Origin of the sequence: Paenibacillus sp. 8b26 (assembly GCF_050626875.1) — a bacterium.
Lineage (GTDB): Bacteria > Bacillota > Bacilli > Paenibacillales > Paenibacillaceae > Paenibacillus.
Genome location: NZ_CP192445.1, coordinates 1029658 through 1043072, shown reverse-complemented (window position 1 = coordinate 1043072; position 13415 = coordinate 1029658). Strand labels below are relative to the sequence as shown.

General features: G+C 48.3%; 12 protein-coding genes, 2 pseudogenes and 1 other annotated feature. Of the genes and pseudogenes, 9 read left to right on the top strand and 5 right to left on the bottom strand.

Going from position 1 to position 13415, the window contains the following annotated elements; translation table 11 throughout:
* Position 1: 1 nt before the first annotated feature.
* Together ACQ4MX_RS04460 and ACQ4MX_RS04455 are read right to left on the bottom strand one after the other, a co-directional pair.
* Positions 2–1894, bottom strand: a complete 1893-nt coding sequence (locus ACQ4MX_RS04460) for a DEAD/DEAH box helicase (protein WP_431089540.1) — start codon at positions 1892–1894, stop codon at positions 2–4.
* A gap of 136 nt (positions 1895–2030) precedes the next feature.
* On the bottom strand, positions 2031–2870 hold the full coding sequence (locus ACQ4MX_RS04455; RefSeq protein ID WP_431089539.1) for a helix-turn-helix transcriptional regulator: 840 nt from the start codon (positions 2868–2870) through the stop codon (positions 2031–2033).
* 161 nt (positions 2871–3031) lie between these two features.
* Between ACQ4MX_RS04455 and fabF the strand changes: the two genes are divergently transcribed.
* The 3 genes from fabF to ACQ4MX_RS04440 all read left to right on the top strand — a co-directional run bounded on the left by fabF (position 3032) and on the right by ACQ4MX_RS04440 (position 6301).
* A complete protein-coding gene (gene fabF, locus ACQ4MX_RS04450; RefSeq protein WP_431089538.1) occupies positions 3032–4270 on the top strand; it encodes a beta-ketoacyl-ACP synthase II in 1239 nt (412 codons plus the stop codon).
* Positions 4271–4504: 234 nt separating this feature from the next.
* Positions 4505–5479: a helix-turn-helix transcriptional regulator gene (locus ACQ4MX_RS04445; RefSeq protein ID WP_431091252.1), complete on the top strand. Its 975-nt coding sequence runs from the start codon at positions 4505–4507 to the stop codon at positions 5477–5479.
* Positions 5480–5557: 78 nt separating this feature from the next.
* The gene (locus tag ACQ4MX_RS04440) at positions 5558–6301 is read left to right on the top strand and encodes a zinc ribbon domain-containing protein (RefSeq protein ID WP_431089537.1); all 744 of its coding nucleotides are present in this window, start codon (positions 5558–5560) and stop codon (positions 6299–6301) included.
* Between the two features lie 93 nt (positions 6302–6394).
* Here ACQ4MX_RS04440 and ACQ4MX_RS04435 read toward each other — a convergent pair whose 3' ends face one another.
* Entirely contained in the window at positions 6395–7585 is a 1191-nt protein-coding gene (locus ACQ4MX_RS04435) for an MFS transporter (RefSeq protein WP_431089536.1), read from the bottom strand.
* Between the two features lie 195 nt (positions 7586–7780).
* Here ACQ4MX_RS04435 and ACQ4MX_RS04430 point away from each other — a divergent pair, with 195 nt between their 5' ends.
* From ACQ4MX_RS04430 to ACQ4MX_RS04420, 3 genes and pseudogenes are all read left to right on the top strand, one after another.
* Positions 7781–8362 carry a TetR/AcrR family transcriptional regulator gene (locus tag ACQ4MX_RS04430; protein WP_431089535.1) on the top strand — a complete coding sequence of 194 codons (582 nt, stop codon included), beginning with the start codon at positions 7781–7783 and terminating at the stop codon, positions 8360–8362.
* A gap of 18 nt (positions 8363–8380) precedes the next feature.
* A pseudogene (locus ACQ4MX_RS04425) lies at positions 8381–8782 on the top strand (SDR family NAD(P)-dependent oxidoreductase); the annotation flags it as partial.
* Between the two features lie 87 nt (positions 8783–8869).
* A complete protein-coding gene (locus ACQ4MX_RS04420; RefSeq protein WP_192511246.1) occupies positions 8870–9424 on the top strand; it encodes a GrpB family protein in 555 nt (184 codons plus the stop codon).
* Positions 9425–9427: 3 nt separating this feature from the next.
* Here the strand turns inward: ACQ4MX_RS04420 and ACQ4MX_RS04415 are convergent, their stop codons facing one another.
* Positions 9428–9751 carry an iron-sulfur cluster biosynthesis family protein gene (locus ACQ4MX_RS04415; protein ID WP_431089534.1) on the bottom strand — a complete coding sequence of 108 codons (324 nt, stop codon included), beginning with the start codon at positions 9749–9751 and terminating at the stop codon, positions 9428–9430.
* Between the two features lie 108 nt (positions 9752–9859).
* Here ACQ4MX_RS04415 and ACQ4MX_RS04410 point away from each other — a divergent pair.
* Positions 9860–10249 (top strand): annotated as a pseudogene (locus tag ACQ4MX_RS04410) (NUDIX hydrolase); the annotation flags it as partial.
* A gap of 59 nt (positions 10250–10308) precedes the next feature.
* Here ACQ4MX_RS04410 and ACQ4MX_RS04405 read toward each other — a convergent pair.
* On the bottom strand, positions 10309–11493 hold the full coding sequence (locus ACQ4MX_RS04405) for an aminotransferase class I/II-fold pyridoxal phosphate-dependent enzyme (protein ID WP_431089533.1): 1185 nt from the start codon (positions 11491–11493) through the stop codon (positions 10309–10311).
* 42 nt (positions 11494–11535) lie between these two features.
* Positions 11536–11774: a binding site (T-box leader), on the bottom strand.
* Between the two features lie 190 nt (positions 11775–11964).
* Between ACQ4MX_RS04405 and ACQ4MX_RS04400 the strand changes: the two genes are divergently transcribed.
* Positions 11965–12570 (top strand): DUF1349 domain-containing protein, encoded by a 606-nt coding sequence (locus tag ACQ4MX_RS04400; RefSeq protein WP_431089532.1) that lies wholly within the window; start codon positions 11965–11967, stop codon positions 12568–12570.
* An 81-nt stretch (positions 12571–12651) separates the two neighbouring features.
* Complete coding sequence (locus tag ACQ4MX_RS04395; RefSeq protein WP_431089531.1) at positions 12652–13362, top strand: DUF1361 domain-containing protein; 711 nt, start codon at positions 12652–12654, stop codon at positions 13360–13362.
* Positions 13363–13415: the final 53 nt, after the last annotated feature.

Here is a 13415-nt window from a genome sequence, read left to right as displayed (position 1 = left end):
ATCAGCGGCCTCCTTTCGCGCTGCGCCGGGCTTTGGCTGGAGGGACAGCGCTGCCTGAAAAGCCTAGCAAAGCAGCGGTGGTTTGGCTTGTTCCCGTCAGACGCCCGTTGTTGATCTGATCTGTCTCGGATGATATATCGGTTGGCGTATCCGAAGTAGATGGACTTTCTGTGCGAATCTGTTTCATTTCCTGTTTGATCGAATCCAGCGAATGACCGAGCTTTTGCATTTTTCGGCGTATTTCATCATCACTGCTGGATTCAAGCATGATTCTATACAGGCTCTTTTCAATGGATTCCTTCTTTTCAAACCGTTCCAGAATGACGTCCAGCCCGCCTATAACCATTTCGAACATATTGATTTTTTCATGCAGCAGGTGGAGGATATGCTCTTCAATCGTTCCGGTGGTGGACAGGTTGAAGATATTAACATCATGCGTCTGTCCCAGTCGATGCACACGTCCAATCCGTTGTTCCACACGCATGGGGTTCCACGGCAGGTCAAAGTTAATCATATGGTGGCAAAATTGAAGGTTAATGCCCTCGCCGCCCGCCTCCGTGGCAATCATCACCTGAATGCGTCCGCGGAACAGATCCATCATCCAGTCCTTGCGTCCCCGGTTCATGCCTCCCCGATAAGGAACAGCGGATAATCCACGATCACGAAAATAGTTCAGCAAATACTCCTGTGTAGCCCGGTATTCGGTAAAAATTATCACCTTTTCGTTCATTTGACGAATGAGTTCAAGCGCTTTTTCCGCCTTTGAATTGGCTTTAATCGCTTTGATGTGCGCGACCAATTCCCAGACGCGATCACGCAAGGGAGAGTCGGGCGCCATCTTTTTAGACAAATTGACAAGCGTTACGAATACCGCATCCCGGCTACTGCACACTTCCCGCTGAAGGGTAACGAGGGACAGCATACTGCTCAAATTTCCGCCATTCGCCTGATATTGATCCTTGACAAAGGAAGTGACTCCATCGTATAGCGCTTGTTCTTCTGGCGAAAGCTCCAAGTGAATGTTGGAAACATTTCGTTTGGTGAACTGGACCGGCCCTTCGCCGCGACGGTTGCGGATCATGACTTTGGACAGCTCATCCTTGAGCTGATCCTCATTTTTAGGTAGACGTTTATCCACAACGAAGTTAGCTGAAAAATCCCCGTGTCGTCCTAACTGACCGGGCTTAAGCAATGTAATGAGATTGAACAGTTCGGACAGATCATTTTGGACAGGGGTAGCGGTCAGGAGCAAACAATATTTTTTTCGCAGCTTCATAATAAACTGGTAGTTGGATGTTTTTTTATTTTTCAGCTTGTGGGCTTCGTCGATAATGAGCAGATCATAATCAGTGTCCAGCAGGATGTTGCTGTGTGGCTCCCGCTTGGCTGTATCCATAGAGGCCACGACGACCTCGGACGACCAGGAATATGCTTTTTTTTGAGCGACAGCCGGAATGCCAAATTTGCTGTTCAGCTCACGAACCCATTGAAGCACCAGGGAAGCGGGGACAAGAATAAGTACTTTGGCGGCAAGCCCGCGAACCAGATATTCTTTTAGAATCATTCCAGCTTCGATCGTCTTACCCAAGCCGACTTCATCAGCGAGGATGGCGCGACCGGACATTTCAAACAATACTTTACGGGCCGTATCCAGCTGATGGGGCAGCGGAGTGAGGTCTTGCAAATGCTTCAGACATTGAAGCTCATCAAAGCTGGGGACCAGCTTGGCCTTTTCCGCCTCAATCGCCAACTGATATAGGCCCCAATCTCCCCAAGGTCCTCCTTTGCGGAGGCGTTGGTCCAGCTCATCCTGCCAGCTACGGTCAAATTGCACCGGAACAGGCAATGGTGTCTGATTTTGTGATTGTGGGGAACTTGTCGATTTGGCTTTCATGATGGATTCCCTCCCTCCTAGTAATGGCGCAGATGAAGCTCTTGGTTCTGTCACATCGTTGGCATCTATGTTGCACAGATCGTAGATGTAGTATGGACGGAAAAAGATATCTTCATAACAGGAGGGGTGAAATCCTTTAGCTGCCTTCCATTAGCTTTTGGAGTTTGCTTTCTGTGGAGGTTTGTGCGTTCGGGGTGTAGATGCTGCAACGCAGATCGACGCTGCCCTGCACCTGAAGGGAGGTCAGGTCAAACAACATTTTGCCTGCCTTGGCATGACGAAATTCAATCAGCACCTCCGGCGCAGAGCTGACCTCACTCTGATTCCAAAGCTCATTAAACTCCGGATAAGCCCGGCTCATGTTCTGTATGAACTGTGCATACCAAGGGTCCGTCACATATTGTCCGTAATAAGCGCGGAAAATAGCAAGGAATCCTTTTACAAAATGCTCCCAGTTTACAGCCAGACTTTTAAACTCTTTTTTGGTAAACAGCAGCTCAATCATGTTGCGCTGTTCATGGGGCAGCTCTGCAAAATCCATAAACACATGAGCCGCCGCCGCATTCCAGCCGACAATATGGCAACGCCGATCTGAAATAATAGCAGGGCAGTAGCGTAGCTCCTGTACTATTTTTTGCAGGGAAGGGGAAATAACCGTTTGTTCTGCAAGAGCAGGAGGTGTTTGAAATCCGGTTTCAAGCGCCAAATCATACAAATACTTACGTTCATCCGCGTTTAGCTGCAAGGCGGCGGCAATGGCATCCAGTACAGAGGCAGACACCTTGATATCGCGTCCCTGCTCCAGCCAGGTGTACCATGTGGTGCTGACACCTGCTAATTGAGCCACTTCTTCTCTGCGCAAGCCGGGTGTTCTGCGGCGTGATCCGTTCGGCAGACCGACCATATGCGGGTGTAAACGGGCTCTTTTGGTTTTAAGAAAAACAGATAGTGCTTCCAGACGTGCTTCCGGTTTCATAGCGAGTTCTCTCCATTCGATGGTGGATAAGTAATGAGCAGTTAAGGCTCTAACTATAGTAGTGTTCATTATACCAGGATAAACAAACACTTGTAATAGGATAAGCTAAGGGTAAAATGAGGATTATAAGTAAGCAATCGAGCAGGAGGAATGAAGAGCGTATGCAAAGAGTTGTAATTACAGGTATGGGTGTGGTTTCGCCACTGGGCAATGACGTGGACACGCTGTGGAAGAATCTGCTGGAGGGTCGTTCAGGTATACGAAGAATAGACACGTTCGACGTGTCCGATTTGAAAGCACAGATCGCCGGGCTGGTACAGGATTTTGATGCAGAAAAGCAATGGGGACGTAAAGACGCCAGACGAATGGATCGCTTCACGCAGTTTGCGTTGTTTGCGGCAGAGCAAGCGCTGAAGGATTCCGGTCTGGAGCTGGATAACACGAATCTGGAGCGTGTCGGTGTCTATGTAGGATCAGGAGTCGGCGGTCTGGATACGTTGGTGGACAATGTGAATGTATTACAGAATCGTGGGCCGGGCAGAGTCAGTCCGACTCTGGTACCTATGATGATTTCAAATATGGCTGCGGCGCAAATCAGTATTGCGTTCGGAGCAATGGGTCCCACGCTTTCGCCGGTTACGGCCTGTTCCATTGGAAATACGGCGATTGGAGAAGCGTTTCGTACGATTCGCACAGGAGATGCGGATGTGATTTTTGCAGGTGGAGCGGAGGCAGCGGTTACCAGACTGGCGCTTGCGAGCTTCTCCAATGCAACGGCCTTGTCGACTCGTAACGAGGAGCCTTCGATTGCGAGCCGACCGTTTGATAAGGACCGCGACGGCTTTGTTATGAGCGAAGGGGCGGGCATTCTGGTACTGGAATCGCTGGAGCATGCTGTTCAGCGTGGCGCAGAAATAGTTGGGGAGGTCATTGGCTATGGCGCAAGCTCGGATGCCTACCATATGGTTGCACCGCACCCGGAAGGGACTGGAGCTTATCTGGCGATGAAAGCAGCCCTTCAATCCGCCCATATCACGCCTGAAGAGGTGGATGTGATCAGTGCGCATGCAACGAGTACGTCCGTTGGCGATCTGGCCGAGACCCTCGCGATACACAAACTGTTCGGTGACCATGCCTACCAAATTCCGGTTACCGCAAATAAATCCATGCTCGGTCATATGCTGGGAGCCGCAGGCGGTGTCGAAGCCATTGCACTTGTACAAAGTCTAAGGGAAGGCATCATTCCGCCAACGGTTCATCTGGACAACCCGGACCCGGCTTGTGATCTGGACTATGTGCCTCACGAAGCACGCAAGGCCTCATTAAATATCGGGCTATCCAATTCCTTCGGCTTTGGCGGCCACAATGCGGTCATCGTTATTAAGCGTTATGAGCCATAAGTGAAATAAATGATTTAACCTCAGGAGTTCTATCCAACGGGATGGAATGCCTGAGGTTTTTGCTATTGGCAACGGGTTCATTTTAGATAAGAGATAGAGTAAGATGGAGGAATACATTTGGAGGCGCATTGGAAGTAATGATTTTAATCAGGAACATAGAACCAGCAGATGCTGAAGCGTATTGGAATTTTAGGCTGGAAGCTGGTGCGATTAATGGTGAAAGGTTTTGGAGAGATGAAAATTGATCGGTTGCTTTCTATCGTCATTTTGCTGTTGAAAAGAAATAGAATTCAGGCGAAGGAACTGGCAGATTTGTATGAGGTTTCGATACGGACGATCTACAGAGATATCGAGGCGATTAGCCTGGCTGGTATTCCGGTGGTAACCTATCAGGGGGTAAATGGGGGAATCGGCCTGATGGATGGCTACCGTCTGGATCGAAGTGTGCTGACGGATGGCGATGTGAAGGACATTGTGATGGGCTTGCAGAGCTTGTCCTCGTCGTTAGGTGGACCGAATGTGACCCGGCTGCTCGATAAATTTGAAAGCATTATACCGGATTCGGGAAAAGCGAAATTCAGTGTCAATACCACACAGTTTATCGTCGATCATTCGGGTTGGGGAAATCAGTCTGCGCAGGAGGCTAAGCTGGTAAAGGTGAAGGAGGCGCTGAGTCAATCGCGTACGATTGCTTTTACTTACAGGAATGCGCAGGGAGCCGTGACCGCACGGAAGGTTGAACCGCACACGCTCGTTCTGAAAGGACAGCAATGGTTTGTATATGCTTACTGTCTCGACAAGGAGCAATTTCGTCTGTTCAAACTATCCCGCATGAGTGATCCTGTAGTTACGGAGACGGCTTTTACTCGCCGGGACCTTTCCTATGAAGTGCTGCCATGGAATGAGGAACGGCTGACGGCGGTTAAGACCGTACAGCCTTTTACGTTACAATTTAACCACAAATCCCGGCATCTGGCGGAAGACTGGTTTGGCGTGGAAGCGTTGACCGAGCAAGGAGAAGGGATGTATACGGTTTCGGTTCCTTTTCCCGAGGATGCGTGGATGTATGGATTTATTTTAAGTCTCGGGCCGGATGTGGTCGTCAAGGAACCTGCCCATTTACGGGAGAAGATTCGGGATATGGCGTTACGTATTGCATCCAATTATGGAGAGCCCCTGATAGAGAATCCTGAAAAACATAGAATATAAAAAACAAACCTGACGGATAGTTGTCAGGTTTGTTTCGTTATACTGATGTCATATCAATCACGAAAGGGGATTTACAAAATGGATAAAGCTTGTCAAAGTTGCGGGATGCCGCTGGAGCATGAGGAACAATACGGAACGGACGCACAACAGGTCAAAACAGATGAATATTGTAAGTATTGTTATAAGGAAGGTGCGTTTGTTCAGCCTGATTTGACGATGGAGGAGATGATTCAGCAGTGCGCGCCTATTCTCGCAGAGCAAGGGATGCAGAAGGAAGAGGCTGTTGCAATGATGCGTAGTTATTTGCCAAATTTAAAACGCTGGCGTTCACAGGAGAGTACGGAACGTGAAGAAGATTTTAAACCGATCCGGGAGGAAAGTCGGGGGGAGATTCGCCTGATCGGACTGGCAGCACGTACAAGCAACCGGAATGAGCAAACATCCCAGGCAATCATTCCAGGCATGTGGGAACGCTTCTGGAGTGAAGATGTGTCTGGACGGATAAGCGGGCATGAAGAACACCGTTCTGTCTATGGTTGCTATACCAATTATGAAAATGGGGTCTTTGGCGACTATACCTTTTTTATCGGAAAAGAAGCGGCTGCGGATGGTGAAGCTCCTGACGGTCTTGAACAACTCGTTATTCCTGCTGCGCGTTACGCTGTCTTTCAAGCTACACCCGAACCTTCCTCGGTCTTCCGGGTATGGCAAGCGATTTGGAGCTGGGCCGCCTCGGGACAAGCAGAGCGGACGTACACAGGTGATTTTGAAGTGTATGGCAATCCTGATGAGCCTGTACTAATTTACATTGCGATCAAGTGATGATTAGATAGTAAAAACAGAGAGAGCCGTCCGACCATTATTGTGGTACGGACGGTTTTTTGGCTGCTAAAACCATAGTAGTCGACCCTTCATTCAAGTTGAACGGCAGGTTACTGCCCAAAAGACGAGAGCCAGAGCACTGACGCCAGCACCCAATAGACATACCCCGTTCCAGCCTGCATATGTGTACATATGAGTCGAAGCGATGGCCCCGGTGGCGCTGCCGATGGAATAAAATATCATGTAGCCTGCGGTCAGTCGGCTGCGTGCCTCAGGACGTACAGTAAAAATCATGCTCTGATTCGTCACATGCACAGCCTGTACCGCCAGATCCAGAAGGATAACGCCAAGGACCAAAGCGAACAGTGAGTGCTCGGTATAGCCGATAGGCAACCAGGATAGCAGTAGCAGAGCCAGCGCAATACCCGTCGTCCGCTGTCCTGAGCCTTGATCGGCGAGACGCCCTGCCCGAGCAGCCGCTAATGCTCCGGCGACTCCGGCCAGACCAAAGGCCCCGATGGCAGTGTGTGAAAGAGATAGCGGCGGGGCACTGAGAGGCAGTACCAGCGAAGTCCACAATATGCTGAACGCAGTAAAAATGAGCAAAGCCAGCACGGCTCGGACACGCAGAATCCGTTCTTGCACGAACAGGGTGAGAACGGAGCGAAGTAGCTGCGGATAGGATAGCGTTGCTCCCTTGGGTTCATTCTGTGGCAGTACCCGAAACAGCGCTACAGACATGAATAGCGTCAATGCGGCGGAAACAAGGTACACCGAACGCCAACCCGCGAGATCGGTCAATACACCAGCCACGGTTCGTGCCAGCAGAATACCGATAACGACACCGCTGGTCACCAGACCTACGATGCGTCCGCGTTCAGCCGGGGCGGCCAAGGTCGAGGCGAACGCAACAAGTGTCTGTGTGACGACAGCCAGCAGCCCAACTGCTGCCATGGCCATGAGCAGGATTGTACGCGTGGGAGCCAGGCTAACTGCGACTAACGCCAGCACGGATAGGAGCATTTGTCCGGTAATCAGCCGCCGCCGATTCAAAAGATCGCCAAGCGGGACGAGCAGAAACAGTCCCAATGCATAACAAATCTGCGTGACTGTAATGACGATGCCAACCGATGAATGTGTGATGTCAAACTCGTGTGCCAGCGCGTCCAGCAATGGTTGCGCGTAATAAATGTTGGCGACAGCCAGCCCACAGGCGATGGCAAATAGGAGTGCCACAGATCGGGACATGGAATGAACGGGGGCTTTTTTTTCTGACGTCTTCATTTTCACATACCACATCACTTTCTGTGAGTTACATACCGATAAGTATAATATACCGATTGGTACGTAATGATTTTAGGTTAATATAACTTGCGTCCATACAAGATGTCAAGAGTTTATCATGTACATATTTGACAGTCGCTGCTGATGATCATACAATCTTAATATACTGAACGATATGAAAAGAAGGGGTTATTTATGGTTCGACCACGGGAATTTGATGAGGAAAAGGCATTGGATGCAGCGATGCAACTTTTTTGGGAAAAAGGGTTCGAGGCTACGTCTTTAAGCGATTTAACCTCCAAAATGGGAATTCAGCGTCCCAGTATTTATGCTGCCTTTGGGGATAAAAAGCAATTATTCGAAGCCGCGCTGCGCAAATATACACAATCCCACGCTGCTAATGTACGGTCCAGACTGCTAAGTAGAGCTTCTGTCAAAGAAGCAATTTGCAATTTTTTTGAAGGGGTAGTGGCAGAAGAATATGATGAATGCCCTAACCGGGGGTGCTTTTGCATCAATACAATGGTAGAATTGGCCCCACATGATGAGAAGTTTGAAATTTTGACGAGGGAGCATCAGATGTATCTTTCTACTGTATTTCAAGAAACCATCGAGCGTGGTATACGGTCAGGGGAGCTTGAGGCGACTACGGACGCGCGAGCTTTGGCTCATACAATGATCTCGTTGTTAATCGGGATTACCGTAATGATGAAGTCACGTCCGGAGCGTTCTTTTGTGGATCATGCGGTTGCGACTACACTTATGTTATTGAAGTGACTATTTCATTTTGAATATATTAAGGGATGTGTGTATTTCTCGCAATTTTTTGGAAAGTTCATGATTGAGAAGAAGCATCAGGGGATTATCGTAAATATGTCTTCTGTTTCTGGAATGGAAGGAAGCTCGGATGCGATCTATGGATTATCAAAAGCTGCAATCTTGGGCTTTACTAAAAGCTGTGCCATGAATTTTTCACCTTATGTAAGGGTCAATGCTGTGGCACCAACGATGGTAAGTACTCCAATGATGGATCATATTCCTGAATGGAGAAAGGAAGAATATACAAGTCATCAGCTAATTCCAGAGCCTTTAAATGCAGAAGAGGTTGCTTATACTGTCCTTTTTCTGCTATCGGAAAGATCCAGGCATTATACGGGAGCGACCTTTGATATTAATAATGGGTGTTATTTAAGATAATTTTAGACGATATACTGGAAATCGCTTGTGTAGACTATACAGCCGCAAGCTTCTGCACGCACAAGTGGGTATAAGGGGGATAATTGAATGCATGAGGAGCAAAATCAGGAACATTGGCCAGTGTGGGCTACGGAGCCTGTGAAAATAGTGAATCCTGATCCTGACTGGTCAGAGCAGGGCTTGCAGGTTATTCACGAGTTGCGGGAGCTGCTACTGCCGTTTAAGGTGACGGAAATGGAGCACATAGGAAGCACGGCAATTCCCAATCTTTCCGCCAAGCCCATCATAGACATTATGGCAAAATTGGAATCCTGGGATAGGCTGGAACAGATTGTATCTGCCTTGCAACCAGCAGGCTGGAGCTATGTTCCGCCTGAGCTGGACGGTCGGGAATGGAGAAGATTTTTGGTTAAAGTGGAACAGGATCAAAGAAAGGGACATCTGCATCTGATGCTGGAACATGAGGAACATTGGGATCAACAACTGTTGTTTCGGAACCGTCTTCGTGAACGGCCTGAGCTGGTTCAGCAATATGATGCATTAAAAAGGAAGCTGGCAATGGAAAATCAGCATGATCGTGAAGCGTACACGGACGCTAAAACCGATTTTGTGCAAAACGTTCTGGATGCCGGACCATCCTAAAGATTAGGACGGCCGGACATCCCGGGTTTTCACATTGTTACTATAGAAGGTAGAATCGCTGGATAGTTTATAGGAAGGGAACTTCTCGTCTGCATCAAGGCGCATGGATTCCTCAAAATAAATCGCCTGCTGACCGCTAACGAGAAAAGGTAAGCTGCCCGCCTGTACTTCTATATCGCCGTTGTCCGGCGTGCTGACGATCTTTAGTACCGTAATACCATCACAGCCGCAGCCCTCTGTGTCGTAAAAAAGCTTGATATAGCCCGGTTGATCACCGAGAATTTGTGTAAGCCGCTGTTCAGCCAGTGGACTGATTTGAATGTTCATGATGTCATTTCGCTCCTTTATGTCGAATAGGTCATTACATGTTATATTTTTGATTATACATATTTAAGCTCCCCACTCAACATAAGCAAACGATAATCCATGTGAAAAATGCCCAACAGGAGGTGTACGATGCTGGCGAAGCTGATAAATAAAATCCCGCGAGATTGGCTTGTATTCATGTATATGCATATGCCGTTCACCCGATTGAAAAATGCATTGGTGTATCGGGCGCAACACAAATTTCTGGTTGCTGTGTTGGGCATTTTTACGAATGATGCCGGGGAAGTGCTACTATTAAAGCACGTATACCGGAAGCAGCCGTGGGGGATTCCCGGCGGCTGGATGGAGCTGGAGCAGCCGGAAGCCGCACTGCGGCGTGAAGTCCGGGAAGAAACCGGGCTGGAGGTACAGATCACCTCACTGGCGCGAGCCAGATTTGGCCAGACGCCGAACCGTGTGGATCTCATTTTTACAGGCCGGGTTATTCCCGGTACTTTCCAACCAAGCTCCGAAATCTCTGACATTTGTTATTGTCGTGTAGGGGAATGGCCGGCTGATTACAGACGTTTCAAGAATACGCTGATGCGCTCCAAGGCGATTTCCAGTTGTTCCTGCGACGATGCATACGAGCAGCGGATAAAGCCCTCGCCGCCCGGTCCGAATGCGGAGCCGGGAACGGTAATGACACCCTCTTCTTCCAGTAACCGCTTGGCAAACTGCTCTGAGCTTAAGCCTGTGTGTGTAATGGATGGAAAAGCGTAGAAGGCACCGTTCGGTTCATGGCACGGCAGTCCTGTCTGACGCAAGCTTTCAACAAACCATTTTCTGCGCAGATTGTACGATTCCATCATGCGGTCTTTTTCCTCCAGCCCGTGGCGCAGGGACTCAATAGCGGCAATTTGCCCGATAATAGGAGCGCACATAACGGTATATTGATGGATTTTCAGCATGGCTGAAATCAGCTCCTGCGGGCCGCATACATAGCCGACTCTCCAACCCGTCATCGCAAAGGCCTTGGAAAAGCCGCTGATAAGCAGGGTTCGTTCTTTCATGCCCGGCAAAGCGGCGAAGCTTACATGCTTCTGTCCATAGGTCAGTTCACCATAAATTTCATCGGAGATCACGACTAGATTATGCTCCTCCACCAAGCGGGCAATCGGTAGCCAGTCCTCATAAGTCATTACTCCACCTGTCGGATTGTTCGGATAACAGAGAATAAGCACTTTGGATCGTGGAGTCAGCTTGGCTTTGAGCGCTTCGGCCGTCAGCTTGAACTGCTGATCAGCAGAGGTTTCAACCGTTACCGTATGCCCTCCATTCAGGAACGTGATCGGAGAATATGAAATATAGCAGGGCGCCGGAATGAGAATTTCATCGTGTTCCGTAATCAGGGCGCGGAGCGCCAAATCCAGCGCTTCACTGCTACCGATCGTTACCATGATTTCATTTGCCGGATTGTAGGACGTGTTAAAGTTGCTCTCCAGATACCCGGCAATCTCCTCACGCAGCTCGGGAAGACCAGCATTCGGTGTGTACGAGGTCTTGCCATTTTCCAGTGCTGTGATACAAGCCATTCTGACATGTTGAGGGGTCACAAAGTCCGGTTCACCGACACCAAGCGAAACAATATCTTTTCTGCCTGCGCTATATTCAAAAAACTTACGGATGCCTGAAGGCGGCATTTCCCGTACAGCTGGAGTTAAAAAATCGCTTATAGATACTGTGGTCGATACGTTCGTCATGTTGATTTCCTCCTTTTTAAAAAACAAAAAAACCCGCCCCTGTAAAGGGACGAGTTTATACCCGTGTTACCACCCTAGTTTCATTCCATAAGAAATGACACTCTGTTCACGTATCCATCAATACGTGTTCCGGTTAACGCTGGAAAGGCGGCAGAGCTTACTTCAAGTTCAGCCCGCTTCTCGGAGATGGCGTTCGGCTACCCTCGGAATGTTGGCTTTCACCTGCCCCAACTCTCTGCAAATCCGCTGTATAGCTTACTCGTTCTCGTCATTGAAATTTGTTACCGTATCAAGTTAGGTGTAATTATAAGCACAACATTTCAGGATGGCAAGTCTTTTTTTATGAAATTAAAGACAGGAGCATCATCATTGACGATTGGAAAATAACGTATATAGTGGTATCAAGGGGGATTGGGCCCCCGATTTCACCATGATATTTGACAATATTGGCTAGAGAGGGATGGTGTCCATATGAACGTATTTGAACGCTTTAACGGCAAGGTTTTGCCTACGGGATGGGGCTGGATCAACGAACCGACTGTATGGAGATTCGATGAATCCAAGAATTTACAAGTATCTGCACCTTCACAGGCGGATTTCTTTAGAGATCCGTCCGGCGCGGCGATAAAATCGTCTGCACCCTTTTTGCATACAACGCTTCAAGGTGATTTTACAATATGGACGAGGGTTCGTGTCGATATGAAGCAGCCGTATGATTCAGGATGCTTGATGATTATGGCGGATGATACCCATTGGGCCAAGCTATGCTTTGAATATTTTGAAAGCACTCCCTCTATTCTTAGTGTGGTCACACGGGATACGTCCGATGATTGTATATCTGGGACGATGGACGTCTCCAATCCGTATTTGCGAGTGGCAAGAGCCGGCAATTGCTTTGCTTTTCATTATTCATCAGACGGGCAGCAATGGAAGTTGGCGAGATATTTTGGCATGGATGTTCCAAACGAGCTAAAGGTTGGGGTCGTTGCACAATCTCCGGTCGGAGAAGGTTGTGATGTTACTTTTGATGTTTTGACTGTGGAGAATCACGTAACCGGGGACATACGAACTGTGTAATAAACGGAGTGAGCATTTCTATTAACAAGTATGGCAGCATGACGTATATACGTATATTCAGGCAGGGGGCTGGACAAGCGTTTGTTGTTTAAAGGAAAGAGATATAAGCTACCCGGCTTATTGGGTGTACTGCTTGTAGCTACGTTGGGATGTTATGGGCTTATTATGTATGTGCAGTCCACAAGTGGGACGGAAATGTATCAATTTTTATACTGGGATATATTTCTGGCATGGGTTCCAGTCTTGATTTCTCTGGGAATGCTCCCCTTATCCAGGCTGGGAAACATAAAAGTGAGAAGGCTTCTTTTATTAATTGCCGGAGCCGTGTGGCTGTTTTTTCTGCCGAATGCACTCTATTTGCTGACTGAATTACTGCATGCTTTCCGTTTTTATGATGTGAATCCAGACTCGCGTTTTTGGCTGAATATTCAATTCTGGTTGATCTTATTTACGTCTTTTTCGGCGGCAGGGATTGGTCTTTTTCTTACTTCCATTTGTATATTTATAATCCACCGTATGCTGCAAGAGGTTTGTTCCAGCTGGTTTGCGTGGGCTGTCGTTTTTATGTTGCTGTGGCTGTCCAGTGTAGGTGTATATATCGGCAGATTTGCTCGCTGGAATAGCTGGGATGTGGCGTTGCAACCCATGATGATCGTAATGGATGTTTGGAAATGGGTGGTACATGCCGGAGCAAGGCTTCATTTGTTGTCATTTAGCTGGCTGGTGTTTGGAATCGCTGTCATTTTTTATCTGTTGATCTATATCTCTTTAAGTGAGGAGAAGCACGCTTAGGCCGAGGATACGTATTCCATGAATACGGGCTTCGGCCTTTTTTACATATGGGA